This window comes from Arthrobacter nitrophenolicus (assembly GCF_000332815.1).
GTDB lineage: Bacteria > Actinomycetota > Actinomycetes > Actinomycetales > Micrococcaceae > Arthrobacter > Arthrobacter nitrophenolicus.
Genome location: NZ_AOFD01000069.1, coordinates 1 through 20,824, shown reverse-complemented (window position 1 = coordinate 20,824; position 20,824 = coordinate 1). Strand labels below are relative to the sequence as shown.

General features: G+C 67.2%; 19 protein-coding genes, 5 pseudogenes and 1 riboswitch. Of the genes and pseudogenes, 7 read left to right on the top strand and 17 right to left on the bottom strand.

The window, feature by feature from the left end; genetic code table 11:
- The 6 genes and pseudogenes from G205_RS18305 to G205_RS18280 all read left to right on the top strand — a co-directional run.
- The coding region (locus tag G205_RS18305) for a transketolase-like TK C-terminal-containing protein (protein ID WP_009359319.1) at positions 1–1,585 on the top strand (1,585 nt) is incomplete at its 5' end.
- 161 nt (positions 1,586–1,746) lie between these two features.
- Positions 1,747–2,990, top strand: a pseudogene (locus G205_RS18300) (PucR family transcriptional regulator).
- Positions 2,991–3,078: 88 nt separating this feature from the next.
- Positions 3,079–4,008, top strand: a complete 930-nt coding sequence (locus tag G205_RS18295) for an ACP S-malonyltransferase (RefSeq protein WP_200859197.1) — start codon at positions 3,079–3,081, stop codon at positions 4,006–4,008.
- The gene (locus G205_RS18290) at positions 4,005–5,066 is read left to right on the top strand and encodes a beta-ketoacyl-ACP synthase III (RefSeq protein ID WP_009359315.1); all 1,062 of its coding nucleotides are present in this window, start codon (positions 4,005–4,007) and stop codon (positions 5,064–5,066) included. The genes G205_RS18295 and G205_RS18290 overlap by 4 nt, the downstream gene beginning before the upstream one ends.
- 80 nt (positions 5,067–5,146) lie before the next feature.
- Entirely contained in the window at positions 5,147–5,392 is a 246-nt protein-coding gene (locus G205_RS18285) for an acyl carrier protein (RefSeq protein WP_009359314.1), read from the top strand.
- A gap of 155 nt (positions 5,393–5,547) precedes the next feature.
- Complete coding sequence (locus tag G205_RS18280; RefSeq protein WP_009359313.1) at positions 5,548–6,783, top strand: beta-ketoacyl-[acyl-carrier-protein] synthase family protein; 1,236 nt, start codon at positions 5,548–5,550, stop codon at positions 6,781–6,783.
- A 113-nt stretch (positions 6,784–6,896) separates the two neighbouring features.
- On the opposite strand, the gene G205_RS18275 is transcribed toward G205_RS18280, so the two are convergent.
- From G205_RS18275 to G205_RS18190, 17 genes and pseudogenes are all read right to left on the bottom strand, one after another.
- A complete protein-coding gene (locus G205_RS18275) occupies positions 6,897–7,400 on the bottom strand; it encodes a DUF3145 domain-containing protein (protein ID WP_009359312.1) in 504 nt (167 codons plus the stop codon).
- Positions 7,401–7,632: 232 nt separating this feature from the next.
- Positions 7,633–8,544 (bottom strand): tyrosine recombinase XerC, encoded by a 912-nt coding sequence (locus G205_RS18270; RefSeq protein ID WP_035753752.1) that lies wholly within the window; start codon positions 8,542–8,544, stop codon positions 7,633–7,635.
- Between the two features lie 98 nt (positions 8,545–8,642).
- Positions 8,643–9,827 carry a DNA-processing protein DprA gene (gene dprA, locus G205_RS18265; protein ID WP_009359310.1) on the bottom strand — a complete coding sequence of 395 codons (1,185 nt, stop codon included), beginning with the start codon at positions 9,825–9,827 and terminating at the stop codon, positions 8,643–8,645.
- Positions 9,828–9,838: 11 nt separating this feature from the next.
- Positions 9,839–11,383 carry a YifB family Mg chelatase-like AAA ATPase gene (locus G205_RS18260; RefSeq protein WP_009359309.1) on the bottom strand — a complete coding sequence of 515 codons (1,545 nt, stop codon included), beginning with the start codon at positions 11,381–11,383 and terminating at the stop codon, positions 9,839–9,841.
- Positions 11,383–11,739, bottom strand: coding sequence for a YraN family protein (locus G205_RS18255; protein ID WP_009359308.1), 357 nt, complete (start codon positions 11,737–11,739; stop codon positions 11,383–11,385). The genes G205_RS18260 and G205_RS18255 overlap by 1 nt, the downstream gene beginning before the upstream one ends.
- Positions 11,740–11,851: 112 nt before the next feature.
- Entirely contained in the window at positions 11,852–12,178 is a 327-nt protein-coding gene (locus G205_RS18250; RefSeq protein WP_009359307.1) for a DUF2469 domain-containing protein, read from the bottom strand.
- A 53-nt stretch (positions 12,179–12,231) separates the two neighbouring features.
- A complete protein-coding gene (locus G205_RS18245) occupies positions 12,232–13,110 on the bottom strand; it encodes a ribonuclease HII (protein WP_083875112.1) in 879 nt (292 codons plus the stop codon).
- A gap of 1 nt (position 13,111) precedes the next feature.
- Positions 13,112–13,771, bottom strand: coding sequence for a signal peptidase I (gene lepB / locus G205_RS18240; RefSeq protein WP_009359305.1), 660 nt, complete (start codon positions 13,769–13,771; stop codon positions 13,112–13,114).
- Between the two features lie 169 nt (positions 13,772–13,940).
- Positions 13,941–14,617, bottom strand: a pseudogene (gene lepB / locus G205_RS18235) (signal peptidase I).
- Positions 14,618–14,702: 85 nt separating this feature from the next.
- Positions 14,703–15,062, bottom strand: coding sequence for a 50S ribosomal protein L19 (rplS, locus tag G205_RS18230; RefSeq protein WP_009359303.1), 360 nt, complete (start codon positions 15,060–15,062; stop codon positions 14,703–14,705).
- A gap of 254 nt (positions 15,063–15,316) precedes the next feature.
- Positions 15,317–16,128, bottom strand: a pseudogene (gene trmD / locus G205_RS18225) (tRNA (guanosine(37)-N1)-methyltransferase TrmD).
- Positions 16,129–16,673, bottom strand: a pseudogene (gene rimM, locus G205_RS18220) (ribosome maturation factor RimM). It lies immediately after the preceding pseudogene.
- A gap of 104 nt (positions 16,674–16,777) precedes the next feature.
- Positions 16,778–17,020: an RNA-binding protein gene (locus G205_RS18215; RefSeq protein WP_009359302.1), complete on the bottom strand. Its 243-nt coding sequence runs from the start codon at positions 17,018–17,020 to the stop codon at positions 16,778–16,780.
- Between the two features lies 1 nt (position 17,021).
- Complete coding sequence (rpsP, locus tag G205_RS18210) at positions 17,022–17,444, bottom strand: 30S ribosomal protein S16 (RefSeq protein WP_009359301.1); 423 nt, start codon at positions 17,442–17,444, stop codon at positions 17,022–17,024.
- A 230-nt stretch (positions 17,445–17,674) separates the two neighbouring features.
- Positions 17,675–18,115 carry a hypothetical protein gene (locus tag G205_RS18200; RefSeq protein WP_009359299.1) on the bottom strand — a complete coding sequence of 147 codons (441 nt, stop codon included), beginning with the start codon at positions 18,113–18,115 and terminating at the stop codon, positions 17,675–17,677.
- An 87-nt stretch (positions 18,116–18,202) separates the two neighbouring features.
- Positions 18,203–19,078: a VOC family protein gene (locus G205_RS18195; protein ID WP_009359298.1), complete on the bottom strand. Its 876-nt coding sequence runs from the start codon at positions 19,076–19,078 to the stop codon at positions 18,203–18,205.
- Positions 19,079–19,167: 89 nt separating this feature from the next.
- On the bottom strand, positions 19,168–20,256 hold the full coding sequence (locus G205_RS18190; RefSeq protein WP_009359297.1) for an amidohydrolase family protein: 1,089 nt from the start codon (positions 20,254–20,256) through the stop codon (positions 19,168–19,170).
- Positions 20,257–20,336: 80 nt separating this feature from the next.
- A riboswitch (TPP riboswitch) is annotated at positions 20,337–20,444 on the top strand.
- On the opposite strand from G205_RS18190, the pseudogene G205_RS18185 reads away from it, so the two are divergent.
- Positions 20,439–20,824, top strand: a pseudogene (locus G205_RS18185) (phosphomethylpyrimidine synthase ThiC); the annotation flags it as partial. Its footprint overlaps the riboswitch before it by 6 nt.

The following is a 20,824-nucleotide window of genomic DNA, read 5'->3' as shown; positions in this document are numbered from 1 at the left end:
GTACAAGGCAGCCACCGAATTCAAGGGCAAACCCACCGTCATCCTCGCCAAAACCGTCAAGGGCTACGGACTCGGACCGCACTTCGAGGGCCGCAACGCGACCCACCAGATGAAGAAGCTGACCCTGGATGACCTGAAGAAGTTCCGCGACCACCTGCGGATCCCGGTCAGCGACGAGCAGCTGGAGAAGGATCCGTACCGGCCGCCGTACTACCACCCGGGCACCGATGCGCCGGAAATCCAGTACATGATGGAGCGCCGGGCGGCCCTGGGCGGGTCCGTGCCGGAGCGCCGCTCCAAGCACGCCGAGATCACGCTGCCCGAGGCGAAGTCCTATGAGGTGGCCAAGCGCGGCTCGGGCAAGCAGCAGGCAGCCACCACCATGGCATTCGTCCGCCTGCTCAAGGACCTGATGCGGGACAAGAACTTCGGCAAGCACATCGCCCCGATCATCCCGGACGAGGCACGTACCTTCGGCATGGATGCGTTCTTCCCGACGGCGAAGATCTACAACCCCAAGGGCCAGAACTACCTGTCCGTGGACCGCGACCTGGTCCTGGCCTACAAGGAATCCCCCGCCGGCCAGCTGATCCACCCCGGCATCAACGAAGCCGGCGCCGTGGCAGCCTTCACCGCCGCCGGCACCGCCTACGCCACCCACGGCGTACCCCTGGTCCCGGTCTACGTGTTCTACTCCATGTTCGGCTTCCAGCGCACCGGCGACGCCTTCTGGGCAGCCGCGGACCAAATGACCCGCGGCTTCATCATCGGCGCCACCGCAGGCCGGACCACCCTCACCGGCGAAGGCCTCCAGCACGCCGACGGCCACTCCCCCCTGCTCGCCTCCACCAACCCGGCAGTAGTCACCTACGACCCCGCCTACGGCTACGAAATGGGCCACATCATCCGCGACGGCCTCGAGCGGATGTACGGCCCGGACAGCACGGACAAGAACCTCATGTACTACCTCACCGTGTACAACGAGCCCATCGTCCAGCCCGCCGAACCCGAGGAACTCGACGTCGAGGGCGTCATCAAGGGCATCTACCTGCTCCAGCCCGCCAAGATCGACGGCCCCCGGACCCAACTCCTGGCCTCCGGCGTCTCCGTCCCCTGGGCCCTCGAAGCCCAGCGGATCCTCGCCGAAGACTGGTCCGTCTCCGCCGACGTCTGGTCCGTCACCTCCTGGAACGAACTCCGCCGCGACGGCCTCGCCGCCGAAGAGGAAGCCTTCCTCAACCCCGAACAGCCCGCCCGGGTCCCGTTCGTCACCCGTCAGCTTGAGGGTGCCACCGGGCCTGTCGTCGCAGTTTCGGACTACATGAAGGCTGTTCCGGACCAGATCCGGCAGTTCATCCCGAATGAATACGCCACCCTGGGCGCCGACGGCTTCGGCTTCTCGGACACCCGCGCCGCAGCCCGCCGCTTCTTCAAGAACGACACCCACTCCATTGTGGTGCGTGCGCTTGAGATGCTGGCGCGCCGCGGTGAAGTGGACGCCCAGGCTCCGGTCAAGGCCATCGAGAAGTACCGCCTGCACAACGTGAATGCCGGAACCACCGGCAACGCCGGAGGCGAGGCGTAACCTCTCCCCGGCCAGCAGCAGCGACGGCGGCTCCCACCGAAAGGCGGGGGCCGCCGTCGTCCGTTGCCCGGGAGGCTGTCCCGAACGTGTGATGCATGACAAAGCGGATTGTAGCCTTCGCACAAATGGAGGTTGCCGCCCGCTGCCCGTATGCTCAAAGCATGCCAGCACCTGCCACCCCGTCCGCGAAGCGTAAACCGGCCCAGCCTGCGGTCACCCCGGAGAAGTCGGAAACCCTCAAGAAACTGCGTGCCAACGTGGGGCAGCTGTCCACCACCACCATGCGGGAACTGGAAAAGTCGCTGCCCTGGTACAGCCGGCTGAGCTCGGACGAACGGTCGGCGCTGGGGATGGTGGCCCAGAACGGCATTGCGGCGTTCGTCACCTGGTACGAGCGGCCGAGCTCGCGTCGTGGATCCTCACCGACGTTTTCGGCACCGCTCCCACCGAACTCACGCGCTCCATCAGCCTGCAGAAAGCGCTGCAGCTGATCAGGATCGTGGTGGAGGTGGTGGAGGACCAGGTCCCGGTCATCGCGCCCGAGGCTGACCAGCCGTCCCTTCGCGAAGCCGTGCTGCGCTATTCGCGGGAGGTGGCGTTTGCCGCCGCGGACGTCTACGCCCGCGCCGCCGAGTCCCGCGGGTCGTGGGACACCCGGCTCGAAGCCCTGATCGTGGATGCCATCCTGCGGGGCGAAAACACCGACGCGCTGCGGTCAAGGATCGCTGCGCTGGGCTGGAAAGCGCAGGAGCGCTTCACGGTCATGGTGGGCAATTCCCCCTCCGAGCCGAGCGCCAGCTACGTCAGCGAGCTGCGGCGCATGGCCGGCCGGTATGCCGAGGACGCACTGGTGGGCATCCAGGGCGACCGGCTGATCCTCATCCTCGGGGGCGTCCAGGACCGGGAAACCGCCTACATCAAACTCAGCGACATGTTCGCCCCCGGCCCTGTTGTGTACGGTCCCGAGGCGGGATCGCTGCTCGAAGCCAGCGGCTCCGCGCAGTCCGCCTTTGCCGGCCTCACCGCCGCCAAGGCATGGCCTTCCGCGCCGCGGCCGGTGGCCGCGGACGACCTGCTTCCAGAGCGGGTCATCTCGGGCGACGACGCCGCACGCCGCTCCCTGGTCAAGAACATCTACCGGCCCCTGCTGGCGGCATCCAACGGCCTCGTGGAAACCCTCGGCACCTACCTGGAGCTGGGCCATTCGCTGGAAGCCACGGCCCGGGAACTCTTCGTCCATGCCAACACGGTCAGGTACCGGCTCAAGCGTGTCTGTGATGTCACGGGCTGGGACCCGCTCCTCCCGCGGGAAGCTTTCGTCCTGCAGGCAGCACTGGTGGTGGGCCGGCTTTCGGCCCCTCCCAAAGCCGCCACGGAACGTCAGCCGTCGCGGACTCAGCCCTGAACCGTTGTAGACTTCCTACAACCTGACCCCGTGAGCTTGGTGCGGACAAACACCGCTGGATCACGAAGTAATTTGGAAAGCTGGTTACGTGCTTGCAATAGTCTGCCCTGGACAGGGCTCACAAACCCCGGGTTTTCTGGCCCCCTGGCTGGAACTGCCCCCGGTGGCAGGCCAACTGGCCACCTTGAGCGACATCGCCGGAATCGACCTGATCGCTCACGGGACCACTTCCGACGAGGAAACCATCAAGGACACTGCCGTTGCGCAGCCCCTGATCGTTGCCGCCGGCCTCGTGGCCGCGGCGTCCCTCTTCGACGTCGAACTCAACTCGCTGCCGGTCATCCTGGCCGGCCACTCGGTAGGTGAAATCACCGCCTCCGCCCTTGCCGGCGTCCTGACCGAACAGGAAGCCATGACGTTCGTCCGCGAACGGGCCAACAGCATGGCGGCCGCAGCCTCCGTCACCCCCACCGGCATGAGTGCCGTGGTGGGCGGCGATCCTGCCGAAGTCCTGGCAGCCATCGAGGCGTCCGGTGCAACTCCGGCCAATGTCAACGGCGCGGGCCAGACCGTGGCGGCCGGAACCTTCGAGCAGCTCAAGGCCCTTGCGGACAACCCACCCGCCAAGGCCCGGGTCATTCCGCTCAAGGTTGCGGGTGCCTTCCACACCAGCCACATGTCCCCTGCCGTCAGCGCCCTGAAGGCTCTTGAGCCGCAGCTGAAGCCGCAGGCGCCGGCCGTTCCCCTGCTGTCCAACTACGACGGCGGCGAAGTCACCGACGGCCGTGCCGCCGTCGACAGCCTGATCGCGCAGGTGTCACGCCCCGTGCGCTGGGACCTGTGCATGGAGACCCTGGTCCAGCGCGGAGTGACCGGAGTCATCGAACTCGCTCCCGCCGGCACCCTTGCAGGCCTGGCAAAGCGCGGCATGCCCGGCGTCAAGACCGTCGCGGTCAAGACCCCCGACGACCTATCTGCCGCCCTGGCGCTCTTTGCAGAACTGGAGGGCAACGCATGAGCGTTCCCACGCTGAAACAGGCTCCCATCCAGGAGCACACCCGCATCCTCGGCCTGGGCGCCTACCGGCCGGACGTCATCGTGACCAACGAGGACGTCTGCCAGTGGATCGACTCCTCCGACGAGTGGATCCGCCAGCGGACGGGAATCGTCACCCGCCACCGCGCCAAGGCGGATGTAAGCGTCATTGACATGGCCGAGGGCGCTGCCCGCGAGGCGATGGAAAAGGCCGGCATCGAGGCTTCGGAGCTCGGCGCCGTCATCGTTTCGACGGTGACCCACCCCTACGCCACCCCTTCCGCCGCAGCCAGCCTGGCTGACCGCCTGGGAGCCACGCCGGCACCGGCCTTCGATATTTCCGCCGCATGCGCCGGTTACTGCTACGGCATCGCCCAGGGTGACGCCCTGGTCCGGTCCGGAACCGCCAAGTACGTCCTGGTGGTCGGCGCGGAGAAGCTCTCCGACGTCATCGACAACCGTGAACGCACCATCTCCTTCCTGCTCGGCGACGGTGCAGGCGCCGTCGTGATCGGTCCTTCCGAAACCCCGGGCATCGCACCCTCGGTATGGGGCTCGGACGGCAGCAAGTGGGATGCGATCGGCATGACGCGCTCCATGCTGGATGTCCGGGACCTCGGCCTGGCTGCCCGCCAGTCGGACTCCACCGGGGACCTGGCCCTCCTCGAGGAGGCCCAGGAGCTGTACCCCACGCTTCGCCAGGACGGCCAGACCGTCTTCCGCTGGGCTGTCTGGGAAATGGCCAAGGTAGCGCAGCAGGCACTTGAAGCCGCAGGCGTCGAGGCCGAGGACCTGGTGGCCTTCATCCCGCACCAGGCCAACATGCGCATCATCGACGAGATGGTGAAGAAGCTGAAGCTGCCGGAGACGGTTACAGTGGCACGGGACATTGCCGACGCCGGCAACACGTCCGCTGCATCCATTCCGCTGGCAACGCACCGGCTGCTGCAGGAAAACCCGGAGCTCAGCGGCGGGCTGGCCCTGCAGATCGGCTTTGGCGCCGGGCTGGTCTTCGGCGCGCAGGTAGTTGTCCTTCCCTAGGAACGTCCCCAAGGGTTCGCATCCGCGGCCTGAACCATTTCCGGCAGCCCCTGCCGGCAATACAAGAAAAGGAGCCATCAATGGCTAGCAACGAAGAGATCCTGGCCGGCCTGGCTGAAATCGTCAACGAGGAAACCGGCCTGGCCCCTGAGGCTGTGGAGCTGGACAAGTCCTTCACCGAGGACCTGGACATCGACTCCATCTCCATGATGACCATCGTGGTGAACGCCGAAGAGAAGTTCGGCGTGCGCATTCCGGATGAAGAGGTCAAGAACCTCAAGACCGTTGGTGACGCTGTCAGCTTCATCGCCGGAGCCCAGGCCTAGTCCAGGCCTTCGCCGTCTGGCTTGGCGGGGCTGCCGGTCCGGATGACCGGACCGGCAGCCCCGCTGCATTTTCTCCACCCGGCCGAGGCCGGCCATCAACACGCGGGACCCTCCGGAAGACGGAGACGGATTCCCACCGACGAAAGAGTGATCCCATGACACGCAAAGTAGTCATTACCGGTCTGGGCGCCACCACGCCCATCGGCGGCGACGTTCCCACAATGTGGAGCAACGCGCTCAAGGGGGTCTCCGGTGCCCGCACCCTGGAGGATGACTGGGTCGCCAAGTACGAGCTTCCCGTCCATTTCGCTGCCCGCTGCAGCACCCCTGCCCTTGACGTGCTCAGCCGCGTTGAGGCCAAGCGGATGGACCCCTCCACCCAGTTCGGCGTCATTGCCGCCCGCGAGGCGTGGGCAGACTCCGGCATCACCGAATTCGACAAGGACCGCCTGGCTGTCGCCTTCGCTACCGGTATCGGCGGTGTCTGGACGCTGCTGGACGCCTGGGACACCCTGAAGGAAAAGGGCCCCCGCCGGGTCCTGCCCATGACCGTGCCCATGCTGATGCCCAACGGTGTTGCCGCGGCCGTCAGCCTGGACCTCGGCGCCCGGGCCGGCGCCCACACCCCGGTGTCCGCCTGCGCCTCCGGTACCGAAGCCATGCACCTTGGCCTGGAACTGATCCGCTCCGGCAAGGCTGACGTGGTCATGTGCGGCGGCGCCGAGGCAGCCATCCATCCGATGCCCCTGGCCGCGTTCGCCTCCATGCAGGCGCTCTCCCGGCGCAATGATGACCCGCAGGGTGCTTCCCGGCCCTACGACACCGGCCGTGACGGGTTCGTCATGGGCGAGGGTGCAGGCGCCCTCGTCCTTGAAGCCGAGGAGCATGCCCTGGCCCGCGGCGCGCGGATCTACGGCGAACTCGCCGGCACCTCCGTCACCGCCGACGCCTACCACATCACCGCGCCGGACCCGGAGGGCCTGGGCGCCACCCGCGCACTGAAGGCCGCTATGTTCGACGGCCGGATCCAGGCGGAGGACGTGGTCCACGTCAACGCGCACGCCACCTCCACCCCTGTTGGTGACAAGCCCGAGTACACCGCCCTGCGCGCCGCCCTGGGCAACCACGTGGACAACGTGGCGGTCTCCGCCACGAAGTCGCAGATGGGCCACCTGCTGGGCGCATCGGGTGCCGTCGAGGCGGTCCTCACCGTCCTTGCGGTATACGACCGCAAGGCGCCGGTGACCATCAACCTCGAAAACCAGGACCCGGAGATCCCGCTGGATGTGGTGACCTCCGCTCGCGACCTGCCTGCCGGGAACATCGTGGCGCTCAGCAACTCGTTCGGTTTCGGCGGCCACAACGCCGTCGTCGCCGTCCGAAGCGTCTGACATCACCGGGACATACCCGGAACAAGAAGGAGGCCCCGCCGGCTGGCGGGGCCTCCTTCATTGCTATGGAGTGGTGTTTCGGTCCGGGAATCCGGGCTGGGGTACGACGGCGGTCAGCCCACCTGGTGGAGCCAGCGCACGGGCGCGCCTTCCGCGGCGTGCCGGAAGGGTTCGAGCTCCTCGTCCCAGGCTTCACCGAGTGCCAGGGACAGTTCATGGTAGACGGCAGCGGGGTCCCCTGCTCCGGACTCGTAGGCGTAGCGGATGCGGTCCTCGGACACCATGATGTTGCCGTGCACGTCCGTCACCGCATGGAAAATACCCAGCTCAGGGGTGTGCGACCACCGCCCGCCGTCCACTCCCTGGCTTGGCTCCTCCGTCACTTCGAAGCGGAGGTGCGCCCAGCCGCGCAGTGAGGACGCCAACTTAGCCCCGGTGCCGGGCGTCCCGGTCCAGGACAACTCGGCACGGAACATTCCGGGCGCGGCAGGCTGAGGGGTCCACTCAAGGTCCGTGCGCTTGTCAACGACGGAACCTATGGCCCACTCAACATGAGGGCACAGGGCCGTAGGGGCCGAGTGAACGAAAAGCACACCGCGGGTCATTGCAACAGACATTCCATCCTCCATAGCTCTAGGTACGTCTTCCCCAACGACCTCTGCCTGGATGGAACCGCTGTGCCCTGCCTGCGGGACTCCTTGCCTGGTTATTCAGATATGAATGCTGCGTCCGGACTTGCCGCACCGCCTGCAGCCCAAGGGCTTCAAGCGGTACTTGAAAGTTGCCGGACGTGACTCTTATTGTGCCGTACGCCGCAGAATTACGCCAGTGCGATTAGCTTTCCGGAACTTAGGCCCGCGGGTGGGCCTGCTGGTAGCTTTTGCGCAGCCGGTCCACCGAAACATGCGTGTAGATTTGCGTCGTGGCCAGGCTGCTGTGCCCCAGTATTTCCTGCACCGCCCGCAGGTCCGCGCCGCCGTCCAGCAGGTGGGTAGCGGCGGAATGGCGCAGGGCGTGGGGTCCCGAAGCCGAGGTATCCCCCAGCGCTTCCAGGAGCCGGTTGACCAATTCGCGCACCTGCCGCTGGTCCACCCGGCGCCCGCGGGCGCCGAGGAACAGGGCGGGGCCGCTGTTCTCCCGCGCCAGCAGCGGCCGTCCACGGCGCAGCCAGTCATCCACCGCCACCGCGGCGGGAACGCCGTAGGGAACGGTACGCTCCTTGTTGCCTTTGCCCAGGACACGCAGCGTTCGCCGGTCCGGGTCCAGGTCATCGATGTCCAGCCCCGCAAGTTCCCCCACCCGCACGCCGGTGGCGTAGAGAAGTTCCACTATTGCGCGGTTGCGGACGGCCAGGGGCTCGCCGTCGGCTGCACTGTGCTCCAGCTGGCCCAGCAGCCGGGTCAACTGCGAACTCTGCAGGACACCGGGCAGGGACCGTTCACGCTTGGGCGCCTTCAGCCGCAGGGCAGGATCCACGGCGATCCGTTCCTCGCGCAAAGCCCATGCGGTGAATGACCTTACCGTGGCGGACCTCCTGGCCAGGGTTGCCCGGGCGGCGCCGGACTGGCTCTGGACACCCAGCCAGCGGCGGAGCATGCCCAGTTCGAGGTCCCCAAGCACGGAGGCACCTTCCGAGGCGGCATGCGCCAGGAGGCTGCGGACGTCGCCGAGGTAGGCACGCCGCGTGTGGGCCGACACCGCACGCTCTCCGGACAGGTAGCCGGCGAACGCGTCCAGGGCGTCGCTGAGTCCTGGTGGCATTTCCTCATTTTCCACTCCCTTACTGTCTCAGTTCCTGGAGCCGTACCTGTGGGCTGACACGGCGCCGGCCACCACTTTGTCTCCATCAGGGCGGTACATCAGACGGAAGCCTTGCCTCTCTTCCAGCCGCCCCGTTCGGAAACGGCCAGGCCGAGCAGCCCGAGCCTGCCCAGGCCGGCACGCACCGATTCCTGCCCCAGCCCGGCCACGGCCGCGAGCTTCTCGACGGAGGTGGTGGAGCGCAGCGGCAGCGCATCGAGCAGGATCAGGTCCTCGAGGGTCAATCCGTCCTGCACCTGGGCGCTGGCCTGCCGCTGTTCGGGCAGCGCGCTGCCGCTCGGCGAGGCGAGTTCGGCAATTTCTGCGGCATCGGTAACACACACGGCTCCCCCGTCGCGCAGCAGCCGGTGGCATCCTGCCGAATTCGCACTGTGCACCGACCCCGGCACTGCACCGACCGCACGGCCGAGGGATTCGGCGTGATGGGCCGTGTTCAGTGCTCCGGACCGCCAGCGCGCCTCCACGACGACGGTGACGGCGGACAGTGCCGCAATCAGCCGGTTGCGCTGCAGGAACCGGTAGCGCGTGGGGGCTGATCCCGGCGGCACCTCCGCGAGGACAGCACCCTGGTTGCAGACAGCCCGCAGGAGGTCCTCGTTGCCGGACGGATAGAACCTGTCCACGCCGCCTGCCATGACCGCGATGGTGGGAACAGCACCTGCACCGCCGGCGAGCGCTGCCCGGTGTGCATGGGCGTCGATCCCGTAGGCGCCGCCGGACACCACGGTAAAGCCGCGCTGGGCCAGCGAGTAGGCGAGATCCCCCGTCACCGAGGCCCCGTAGCTGGTGCTGTCCCGGGAACCCACCAGTGCGATGCTGGTGTCCACCGCCGGCAGGGGCTGCTCCTGGCCGCGCCACCAGAGGCAGAGCGGCTCCTGGATCCCGAGATCTGCCAACTGGGCGGGCCACAGCTCGTCGGAGGGGATGATGAGCCGTCCGCCCAGGCGGGCCATGGTGGCGAGGTCCCGCTCGGGCGCCAGGTCAGGGATCCTGGGCTGCCACCGCTTGAGCGCAGCCGCCATGCCGGCCCAGCTGGTGGCGGCTCCGCTGTCCGCGAGGAGTGCCGTGATTTCGCGTTCCAGTTCCGGCCCTGCCTTCAACTCCCCGGTAGCGATGCCGAGGGCATCCACGGCTCCCGCCACCTGTACGAGGGCAAGTCCGGCGGCGTCCTGCGGCTCCATCAGGCGTGACAGCGCGGCGCGGGCCAGGCGGTCGGGGTCCATTGATGTTTCCCTCATGCCGACACCGCCGCGGCCTGCCGCAGTCCGAGTGCCTGTCCGATATCGTCGGTGTCCGGCTTGTCCCGGTGGCCCAGGTCGGCGAGTGTCCAGGCCAGGCGCAGCACGCGGTCATAGCCGCGTGCAGTCAGGATGCCCCGCTCCAGGGAATGGTCCAGGATCCGGGTTGCCGCCGGCGCCAGCCGCAGTTCTCCGCGCAGGATGCGGCCGGGCACCTGGGAGTTGGTCTCCAGTCCGAAGGGCTGCAGCCGCTCCGACTGGCGGAGTCGGGCTTCCCGCACCCGTCCGGCTACGGCCGCTGAATCCTCCTCAGCTCCGGACTGGCCAAACTCGGCGAGCGATACCCGTTCGACCTGCAGCTGGATGTCCACCCGGTCCAGCAGCGGCCCGGACATCCTGGCCAGGTAGCGGCGCCGCATCATGGGTGTGCAGGTGCACTCGAGCCCCTTCCCGGAAGCCTTGCCGCAGGGGCAGGGGTTGGCTGCGAGCACCAGCTGGAAGCGTGCAGGATACGCCGCTGTCCCGGCCGACCTGTGGATCACCAGTTCCCCGCTTTCCAGCGGCTGCCGCAGCGCGTCCAGGACCCGCCGCTCGTATTCGGGTGCCTCGTCCAGGAACAACACACCGCGGTGCGCCCGCGAGGCTGCCCCGGGCCGCGGCAGCCCCGACCCCCCGCCGATGATGGCTGCGGCCGTTGCCGAATGGTGTGGGCTTTCGAAGGGCGGCCGCCGAAGCAGCTGGACCGTGGAGGAGGGAAGCCCGCAGAGCGAGTGGATGGCGGTGACCTCCATGGATTCATGGTCGCCAAGGTCTGGCAGCAGGCCGGGCAGCCGTTCCGCCAGCATGGTTTTGCCGGCGCCGGGCGGGCCGGTCAGCAGCAGATGGTGGGCGCCGGCAGCTGCGACCTCCAGGGCACGGCGGGCATCGGCCTGCCCGGACACGTCAGCCATGTCGGGGCAGGGCCCGTCCGTGGCGGAAAGGTCATCGCCACCGTCCTGGTCCTCGGGTTCGAAGTCAAGGGCGAGCTCCTGCGGATCCGCTCCGAAGTCCAGTGCCAGCCTGGCAAGGGTGCAGTAGCCCCGCACATGTGCTCCCGGAACCAGGGCGGCCTCGGCGAGGTTGGCGTGCGCCACCACAATGTCAGGGAATCCTGCCTGCACCGAGGCCATGACCGCGGGAAGGATTCCACGGACCGGCCGGAGCCGGCCGTCAAGCCCAAGCTCGGCGATGAAGACCGTCCGGCCAGTGGGCCGGATGTCATTGGCGGCGCGGAGCACGGCCATGGTCACGGCGAGGTCGAAGCCGGAACCGCGCTTGGGAAGCGAGGCCGGAATCAGGTTGGCAGTGATCTTCCTGCGGCTGAGCGGAATTCCGGAGTTCCTGGCAGCGGACCTGATCCGCTCCCGTGCTTCGTTGAGGGAGGCATCGGGCAGCCCAAGGATGATGAAGGCCGGCAGGGTCTGTCCAATGTCGGCCTCGACCTCAACCATGTACCCGTTCAGGCCCACCAGCGCGATGGAATATGTGCGGCCCAGTGCCATCACCCGACCCCCTTGAGGTGTTCCACGGTGGGCTGGCCTCCCCCGTCATCAACGACGGCAATGACGTCCACCCGCCGCAGGGGCATCCGCAATTCCCGGTCGCGGCACCATGCCGAGCCGAGGCGGTGCAGCCGGGCAAGCTTTTCGGGCCCTACCGCTTCGAACGGGTGGCCGTAGTCCAGGGAACGCCGTGTTTTGACTTCGGCGATCACCAGGGCGTCGCCGTCCAGGGCGACGATGTCGATTTCACCCTCGGGGCAGCGCCAGTTGCGTTCCACCACCAGCATGCCCAGCGACTCCAGGTAGCCGGCGGCGAGTTCCTCGCCGTGCCGGCCCAGCAGGTCTTTCGATTTCATGTTTCTACCTCCGTTAACCAGCCTGGGCCTGCGGAAGTAGCGGCGGACAGCACAGCCCGCCGTATGTGCATACGGCGGGCTGTGAAGGGAAAGTGGCGCGGCGGCCCCGGACCTAGTTACCCAGGTCCACGTCCTTGGGCATGGCCAGTTCTTCATTGCGCGGAAGCTCTTCCACGTTGACGTCCTTGAAGGTGAGGACCCGGACGCTCTTGACGAACCGGGCGGAGCGGTACACGTCCCACACCCAGGCATCCTGCAGCGTCAGGTCGAAGTAGACCTCGCCGTCTGCGCTGCGGGCCTGCAGGTCCACGTGGTTTGCCAGGTAGAAGCGCCGTTCGGTCTCGACTACATAGCTGAACAGTCCGACGACGTCGCGGTATTCACGGTAGAGCTGGAGCTCCATGTCGGTTTCGTAGTTTTCAAGATCCTCAGCACTCATGCTTCCATCTTGCACCATGTCCGCCGCCGCGGGCGCCCGGACGGGAGCGGGGATCAGTCCGCGGCGGATTCCGCCAGGCCGGACCGTTCATCGAGGGAAAGTTCGTCCAAAGCACATTCGTCGTCCGGCACCTCACCGTCCGCCGCTTCCCTGTCCCGGAGTTCCCCGCCGAGCAGGTTCCAGCTCACGCGGTGGTAGGGGCTTGGTCCGGCAGCGCGCAGCACGTCGCGGTGGAGCGCCGTGGCGTAGCCCTTGTTGATGTCCCAGCCAAAGTCCGGGTACTCGGCGTGCAGTTCCCGCATTGCCCTGTCCCGTTCCACCTTGGCGATAACGCTCGCCGCCGCAACGCTCAAACATTGCATGTCGGCCTTGATTTTGGTGTGCACCGGGGCCTGGCAGGCAGCGTCGAGGGCAACCGGTTCGAAGAGGGACGGCTGCTCCGCCGGGGAAAGCCAGTTGTGGTTGCCGTCCAGGAGCACGAGTTCCGGTGTGACCCCGGCCGCCAGGACGGCGTTCCAGGCCCTGGTTCCCGCCAGGCGCAGGGCGGCCATGATGCCGAAGTCATCAATTTCCCGGGCGCTGGCGTGGCCGACCGCCGAGGCCACGCTCCAGCGGCGGACCAGTGGATCCAGGCGTTCCCTTTCAGCGGGCGGCAGGAGCTTGCTGTCCCGCACCCCGGCAAGGCTGCGCTGGCGTTCAAGGTCGACGACGGCGATGCCGACGCTGACCGGCCCGGCCAGTGCGCCGCGGCCCACCTCGTCCATCCCGGCGAGGAAACGGACCCCCTGGGCCTTGAAGGACCGCTCGTGCCGCAACGTCGGCGCCTTGGCGCGCCCGGCGGACGCCCTGGTGCCCGCGGGCACTTTCGTGGAACCGGACCGGCGACGGGCCGGAGCGGCCTCTGCCGGGACTGTCTTGACTGCCGGGGACATGTCAGGGAGCGGCGGGTACGTTCCGGAACACGTCCGGATAGTTGTCAAGCGTTGTTATCCGGTTCAGCGGCCACGCAATGACTGCCGCCTTGCCTTCGAGGTCGTCAAGGTCGATGAAACCGCCGTCGGAGTCCATGTGCGCCCTCGAATCGGCGGAATGGTTCCGGTTGTCGCCCATCACCCACACCTTTCCTTCGGGAACCACAACGTCGAAGTTCCGGGCCTGCGGGACCTCGGCGGGGTTGACGTAGGGCTCGTCCACGGCAGAGCCGTTAATGGTCAGTTTACCGCCGGCATCGCAGCAGACCACGTGGTCGCCGGGCAGCCCGATGACCCTTTTGACCAGGTGCTGCTCGGAATTGTCCGGGAGCAGCCCAACGAACGTCAGCCCGTCCTGCACCCAGGTGAAAGGGCCGTCCGCTTTCTCTTCGACCGGCGGGAGCCAGCCCTTGGTATCGCGGAAGACCACAATGTCTCCGCGGCTGAGCGAGAAGGGCTCCGGCACCAGGAGGTTGACGAAGATGCGGTCGTCGACGTCCAGGGTGTTCACCATGGACTCGGACGGAATGAAGAACGCCCGGAAAAGGAAAGTCTTGATGAGGAAGGACAGCACGACGGCGATCACCACCACCGTGGCGACCTCCTTCAGCCATGCGAACACCGGGCTGCCGGCGGGCTTTGCGGCTGCCTTCGCGGCGGACCGGCTTTCCGCCGGCGCCGGGTCAGGCGCTTCCCGGGCCGGGGACGGGCCCGCCGGCGGTCTGGCCTGCCGGAGTCTCAGAGGCGCCGTCGGGGCGCGGTTCCGGTGTCCGCGCGTGATTCTCGGGCATCTACTGTCCGTTCTCTGTTATTGGTTCCGCCGCGTACGGGCGGGGTACTGGAGCAAATCTATCAAGGGGCCAGATGATCTGGACGGGACGCCCGACGACGCGTTCCATCGGCACCATGCCGCCGCCGGGGGCGCCCAGCAGGCTCCGGGAATCGGCGGACAGCGAACGGTGGTCACCCATGAGCACAGCCGCCCCTCCGGGATCACCGCGGTGAATTTCTGCGTGCTGGGGGCGTCGCCGCTGAAGAGGTAGGGCTCGTCCAGCGCCCCGCCATTAACCGTAATCTTTCCCGCCGCGTCGCAGCAGGCCACGGTGTCGCCGGGGAGACCGATGACGCGTTTGACATAGGTGGTGTCGCTGCCGGTGAGTCCAAGCCACTGGGCGACGCCTGAGGCCGCATCCACGACGGGGCCCCTGCCGCTGTTGAGCGGTGCGAACGTACCCCTGCCGTCGAACACCACGATGTCGCCCCGGCGGATGGGTTCTGCCTGGAAGTCGGTCCGGGACACCAGGATCCGGTCCCCGCCTTCCAGCAGGGGTTCCATGGACTCGGACGGAATGAAGTAGACGTCGAGCCACAGTGACCGGACCACCCCGCTGACGGCCACGGCAAGGAGCAGTGCCAGGAACGCAAAACGCCAGCCCATTCTTGTGGGCTGGCGTTTTGTCTGGTCCATGGTCCGTATCCTGGCGCTGGTGCTGATTGGCTCCGGCGCTGGCCGGATACGGCTGCGGCCCAGCCTGCGTATGTCCGAAAAGGACTTACTTGGCGGTGCTGAAGTCGCGCTTTTCCTTGATCTTCGCAGCCTTACCGCGCAGTGCACGCATGTAGTAAAGCTTGGCGCGGCGAACGTCGCCCTTGGTGACAACCTCGATCTTTTCGATGATCGGGGAGTGTACCGGGAAGGTACGCTCAACGCCGACACCGAAGGAGACCTTGCGGACCGTGAAGGTCTCGCGGACGCCGTCACCCTGGCGGCCCAGGACGAAGCCCTGGAACACCTGGACGCGGGAGTTCTTGCCTTCGATGATGTTCACGTGAACCTTGAGGGTGTCACCCGCGCGGAATTCGGGAACATCGGTGCGCAGCGAAGCTGCGTCTACGGAATCGAGAATATGCATGATTGCACTCCTGGTGAACGCCACAGGTCATTCACTTTGGGTCACGGCAGCAGGGCACGGCGCAGGTAGCGCCGGAAATGCTGCCGAAAGCTAAGTAGTCCGGCCACCCCAATTGTTGACGGGGCCGGTTGTCAGGCTGTTGGCTTCGCTCCCCCTGTGGCAGGCGCTGGCCCAGCAGACACAAGGACTAATTTTGCCACAGCAGCGCCATTACAGCCAATCCGCCCACAGTCCGGGCGGACGGGGCGGCATCGTCAGTCGCGTGCTTCTTCCGCCGCCCCGGCGCGGCGGACCAGCTTCCCGTCGACGACGTCGTACCCCAGGTCCTGCAGTTCGGTGCGGTCGGCACGTGGCAGCTTGCCGGCGTCGAACCCTTCGAGGAGGTCCGGGCGGCGCTGGGCAGTCCGGCGGAACTGTTCGTGCCGCCGCCACTGCGCAATCCTGCCATGGTTGCCGCTCAGCAGCACCGCCGGCACTTCCCGGTCCCGCCAGACTGAGGCTTGGTGTAGACGGGGTATTCCAGGAGCCCGTCCGAGTGGGACTCCTCGACCAGGGATTCCGGGTTGCCCACCACGCCGGGCAGCAACCGGCCGATGGCCTCGACCATCGCCAGGACAGCCACCTCCCCGCCGTTCAGGACGTAGTCTCCGAGGCTGACGGGCCGGACGTCGAAGTGGTCCCGGGACCAGTCAATGACGCGTTCGTCGATGCCCTCATAGCGCCCGCATGCGAAGGCCAGGTGCTTTTCCTCGGCCAGTTCGTAGGCAAGGGCCTGCGTAAACCGCTCCCCCGCCGGTGACGGGACGATGAGGACCGGTTTGCCGGCACCCTCCGGACGGTCTCCGGCGATGGCCGCAAGCGCCTGCGCCCAGGGCTCGGGCTTCATCACCATGCCGGCGCCGCCGCCGTAGGGAGTGTCATCCACCGTCCGGTGCCTGTCGGTGGTGAAAGCGCGCAGGTCATGGACCCGAAGATCCAGCAGGCCGTCCTGCCGGGCCTTTCCGATCAGCGAAAGTTCCAGCGGTGCCAGGTACTCCGGAAAAATTGTGACGACGTCGATCCGCATCTACGCTTTGCCTTCCTCACCGGATGCGGCGGCGTCTTCCGAATTCAGCTCGAAGAGGCCGTCCGGCGGGGTGAGGAGGATGTACCCCTCCCCGATGTTCACTTCCGGGACGATCTGCTCCACAAACGGGACCAGGATTTCCCCGCCTTCCGGGGTGGTGACCATCAGCAGGTCCTGGGCCGGGGCCGTGTTGAGGGCGGTGACTTTGCCCACCACCTGGTCGCCCACGCGGGCTTCGAGGCCCACGAGTTCATGCTCGTACCAGCCTCGTCGTCATCCTCGTCCAGGTCCGCCGTTTCGATGAAGAGCTTGGCTCCACGCAGCGTCTCTGCCTGGTTGCGGTCGGCTATTTCTTCGAATCCCAACAGGAGGATGTCCTTGTTCCAGCGTGCGCTGCTCACCGTCAGCGGGCCGGAGGACGCGGGCTCAACCACGAACTCGGTGCCGGGGATAAAGCGGTCCTCAGGAGCGTCTGTCAGGACCTGGACCGTGACTTCCCCGCGGATGCCGTGGGGTTTGCCGATGCGGGCCACCTGAAGCTGCATGTCTTCCTCTGTTCGGGTCGGTAAAGCGGGTGTTCTGGAAAAGACTCCGGCCCCTCCACCTGCTGGTGGAGGGGCCGGAGCAAAAAACTGGTGTTGCCGTGCGCTCAGCGGCGGCGGTCGGTGTCGACGACGTCGACCCTGACCGGTTCGCCGCCGGCCAGTGCTGCGACGACGGTGCGCAGTGCGCGTGCCGTGCGGCCCTGGCGGCCGATCACCCGTCCGAGGTCATCCTGGTGAACACGCACCTCGAGGGTGTCCCCGCGGCGGTTGCTCTTCGAGCTGACCTTGACGTCGTCCGGGGAATCAACGATCCCGCGGACCAGGTGCTCCAGCGCGTCTGCCAGCAATTTACTCAGCCTCGGTGGTCTCTGCTTCGGCTTCGGCCGGGGCTTCTGCTGCGTCAGACTTGGAGGCCTTCTTGGTGATGGCTTCCGGGATGATCACGGAACCCTTTTCCGGGGCAACGAAGGCTTCCTTCTCAGACTTGGTCTTGAGGGTGCCTTCCTGGCCCGGCAGGCCCTTGAACTTCTGCCAGTCACCGGTGATCTTCAGGATCGCGGCAACCTGCTCGGACGGCTGGGCGCCGACGGACAGCCAGTACTGCGCACGCTCGGAGTTGACCTCGATGTACGAGGGCTCTTCGGTGGGGTGGTACTTGCCGATTTCCTCGATGGCGCGGCCGTCACGCTTGGTGCGTGAGTCCGCGACGACGATGCGGTAGTACGGGGCGCGCATCTTGCCGAGGCGCTTAAGGCGAATCTTTACGGCCACTTTTGTGGTCACTCCTGTTTCAGAAAAAGGGGGAGAGCCCGGTTTTCTGCACCCGTGGGGCGGGCCGTACTTGCGGGTTCGAAGGACAGGATCCGGACGCGGAGAGAGGGGCCACGCAGATCGAGTACCTGTTTATTGTGCCAGATGAGCGCCGCGATTTCGACTTGGCGCGGCGCAGGCCCTGGAAGGGCCGGCATTAAGCGCGCTCCAGGACAGGTTGCGCCAAACGCTTACGCGGACCAGACGTACAGCCCTGTCCGTTCTGAATCGTCCACGTCACCGGCCAGTTCGGCCAGCTGCTGGACGTACACACGGGCCTGGGCAGCGCCGAATGGCATGTCCTCCTGCGCCGCCCACTGTTCGGCGACGTCGTCCAGGACATTGCCTTCGCCCTCGGTTTCGTAGGTCAGCAGGTCGGCCAGCGCCCGGACCATGGCAGGGGGTACGGCAAGCAGCGAATCGCTGGTGACATCGACCATCGTCAGCTCGTAGTCGGCTCCCCCGGCGTGCACGGCCGTGCCGGCCAGGTCGCCGAGCTGTTCCACCTCATAGTCCGTGATGTCCGGAATGCGGACGCCCTGGCCGGCGGGGGCTCCCCCGCCTGCGTCCAGGAGACCGGCGCGCTTGAGAGCTGCATCATGGGTGGCGACAAAGATCTCGGTGAAGCCCATTGGGGTAACCTTCCGTCGAAAGTGCGGCGGACGGGGCGGTCACCCGCACCGGCCTTTCGGTTTCAGCCTAGTACGGGGGCGCCGGGGTCAGCGTACTGCCACCCGGATGTTGTTGCGCCACGGGTCCTCGAACAGCAACTCCGCCCCGGTGTGGCTGGACGGTATTCCGGAGACCTTCAGGCGGTCAGCCAGCGCGCCGACGTCGTCACCCGCGGGCACTTCGATGAGGACCTCGCCAAGGCCCAGCGTGTCCTTCCGGGGGCCGGCGCCGCGGCTGTTCCAGACGTTCATGGCCATGTGGTGGTGGTACCGGCCCGCTGAGACGAAGAGGGCCTGCCCGTGCCACCCCGCGGTCTTCTCGAAGCCGAGGATGCCAACGTAGAAGTCGCGGGCGGACTGCACGTCGCCCACCTGGAGGTGGACGTGGCCCACGCCGGCCGCGGTGGTGTGCTGTCCTTCCAGGGATTCCTCCGTGAGGTGCTGCTCAAGGTAGCGCTGCGGCGGCAGCGCCAGGCTGTCCATCACCACGTCCGTCCCGTTCCAGGACCAGTTGCTGCGCGGCCGGTCCCAGTACAGCTCGATGCCGTTGCCTTCGGGGTCGGTGAAATAGAAGGCCTCACTGACAAGGTGGTCCGCGCTGCCGGTGAACGAGTGCGGGTTGAAGCGTGCGGCGGTGGCGACGGTTGCGGCGAGGGAGGCCTGGTCCTCGAACAGCAGCGCAGTGTGGAAGAGGCCCGCCTCCCCCCTGCCCGGAAGGTTCAGCCCCGGCGCGGGCGCCAGGTGGACAAGCGGCTTCCGGAGGCGGCCGAGGTAGAGGCCGCCGTCCTGCTCGGCAACAACGTCGAGGCCGAGGGCGCGCTGGTAGTAGTCGGTCATGACCTTCATGTCACCGACCTTGAGCATCACGGTGCCCATGGTGAGGTCGGCAGGAAGAAGGTCCTGGCTGGTGGCTTCTGCGGTCATTGAATGCTCCCTGTACTGGCGGCCGCACGGAGGACACGGCCTGTCACAGTTAAAATTACTTGAAGCTTCAATTTATTCCAAGAGCCTTCTTATGGCCCTGAGATGATGCGGCCTCCCAGCACCACGTGGGAAAGGTCCCGGACGGCCTCCGGGCGGGTACGCGGATCCTTTCGGCAGACAACCACGTCGGCACGCGCCCCCTCAGCCACGCCGTCCGCTCCGAGCCACTCCCGTGCCGACCAGCAGGCGGCGTCCAGCGCAGCCGCCATGGGCAGGCCTGCCTGGTGCAGGGCAAGGATCTCGTCGGCGATCCGCCCGTGCCTGATGACGCTGCCGGCGTCCGTCCCTGCGAAAATCCTCACGCCGGCGTCGTAGGCCTCACCCACGCGCTCCAGGCGCCGCTCCCACAGGGCCATCATGTGCGCCGCGTAGCGCGGGAATTTGTGCCGTGCCTGCGCAGCGATATCGGGGAACGTGGCGATGTTGACCAGGGTGGGGACGATCGGCACGCCCTGTTCCGCAAACCGGGGAAGATGCCGGGGCAGGAGGCCGGTGGCGTGCTCGATGCAGTCGATGCCCGCATCCAGCATCTGGTCGAGGGTGTCTTCGGCGAAGCAATGGGCAGTCACCCGGGCGCCTTCGTCATGGGCGGCCCGGACAGCATCCCGGACGACGGCGGCAGGAAACGAGGGTGCCAGGTCCCCGGCCCCGCGGTCGATCCAGTCCCCGACGAGCTTGACCCAGCCGTCGCCGTCGCGGGCCTGTTTGCGCACGGCCTCCACGAGGTGCTCCGGTTCCACCTCGTCAGCGAAGCCGCGGAGGTAGCGGCGTGTGCGGGCCACATGGCGCCCGGCCCGGATCAGCACCGGGAAGTCCCGGCCGCCCTGCATCCACCGGGTGTCAGCCGGCGAGCCGGCGTCACGCACCAGCAGCGTGCCGGCAGCCAGGTCCGCACGGGCCTGGTCCGCCGCGGCAGCGGAGTCCACCGGACCCTCCGGCCCCAGCCCGATGTGGCAGTGCGCATCCACCAGGCCGGGCAGCACCCAGCCGTCCAGCACCCGGCCCGGAGCCTGCTGCGGGCGGACAAATGTCAGCGCCCCGTCCACGGACCACAGGCCGCGGTGTTCGCTGGCCGGCCCGGTCAGCACAGGGCCGCTGAATTCTATGATTTCCGGCATCGGATCCCCTTTTTCGTCGCCAGTCAGGCTAACACCGGCAGTTGTGACAAGGATCGGCGGACCGGCTGTGGTAGCTTCGTTCCTGACCACACGGGTGCCCCTGCAGGGGCTGAGATCGGGCTGAGGCAGCCTGCGACCGTCGAACCTGTCCGGGTAATGCCGGCGAAGGAAGTGAGTATTCCTTGAGTACACCAAATGAACAGCTGAGCCCTGCCCAAAACCAGTCCGGGAACGTGCTGCCGGAGGGGAAACCAGCAACTGCCACCCGGTCCCTGGCGTCGCATGCGCTGGCCTTCATCGACGATGGATCGGGCATCCGGGTTCCCGTAACGGAAATCTCCCTGGAACCGTCCCCCAACGGAGACGCGAACCCGCCTTTCCGCACCTACCGGACTGCCGGGCCAGGCAGTGATCCGGTGAGGGGGCTGCCGCCCTTCCGGGCAGCATGGATCGCCGGGCGGGGAGATACCGAGGCGTACAGCGGCAGGGGCAGGAACCTGCTCGACGACGGCCGCTCGGCCGTCCGCCGCGGCGCCGCGTCAGCCGAGTGGAACGGGCGCGCAAGGCC

What these genes read in the sequence shown, in the direction of transcription:
- G205_RS18190 (WP_009359297.1), bottom strand. Translation starts at nt 20,256, where the DNA reads ATGCCGGAAATCATAGAATTCAGCGGCCCTGTGCTGACCGGGCCGGCC.
- G205_RS18275 (WP_009359312.1), bottom strand. Translation starts at nt 7,400, where the DNA reads ATGTCTGTTGCAATGACCCGCGGTGTGCTTTTCGTTCACTCGGCCCCT.
- G205_RS18195 (WP_009359298.1), bottom strand. Translation starts at nt 19,078, where the DNA reads ATGACCGCAGAAGCCACCAGCCAGGACCTTCTTCCTGCCGACCTCACC.
- G205_RS18260 (WP_009359309.1), bottom strand. Translation starts at nt 11,383, where the DNA reads ATGGCACTGGGCCGCACATATTCCATCGCGCTGGTGGGCCTGAACGGG.
- rplS (WP_009359303.1), bottom strand. Translation starts at nt 15,062, where the DNA reads ATGCATATTCTCGATTCCGTAGACGCAGCTTCGCTGCGCACCGATGTT.
- G205_RS18250 (WP_009359307.1), bottom strand. Translation starts at nt 12,178, where the DNA reads ATGAGTGCTGAGGATCTTGAAAACTACGAAACCGACATGGAGCTCCAG.
- G205_RS18285 (WP_009359314.1), top strand. Translation starts at nt 5,147, where the DNA reads ATGGCTAGCAACGAAGAGATCCTGGCCGGCCTGGCTGAAATCGTCAAC.
- G205_RS18245 (WP_083875112.1), bottom strand. Translation starts at nt 13,110, where the DNA reads ATGTCCCCGGCAGTCAAGACAGTCCCGGCAGAGGCCGCTCCGGCCCGT.
- G205_RS18200 (WP_009359299.1), bottom strand. Translation starts at nt 18,115, where the DNA reads ATGGGCTTCACCGAGATCTTTGTCGCCACCCATGATGCAGCTCTCAAG.
- G205_RS18280 (WP_009359313.1), top strand. Translation starts at nt 5,548, where the DNA reads ATGACACGCAAAGTAGTCATTACCGGTCTGGGCGCCACCACGCCCATC.
- G205_RS18290 (WP_009359315.1), top strand. Translation starts at nt 4,005, where the DNA reads ATGAGCGTTCCCACGCTGAAACAGGCTCCCATCCAGGAGCACACCCGC.
- G205_RS18255 (WP_009359308.1), bottom strand. Translation starts at nt 11,739, where the DNA reads ATGAAATCGAAAGACCTGCTGGGCCGGCACGGCGAGGAACTCGCCGCC.
- G205_RS18270 (WP_035753752.1), bottom strand. Translation starts at nt 8,544, where the DNA reads ATGCCACCAGGACTCAGCGACGCCCTGGACGCGTTCGCCGGCTACCTG.
- dprA (WP_009359310.1), bottom strand. Translation starts at nt 9,827, where the DNA reads ATGGACCCCGACCGCCTGGCCCGCGCCGCGCTGTCACGCCTGATGGAG.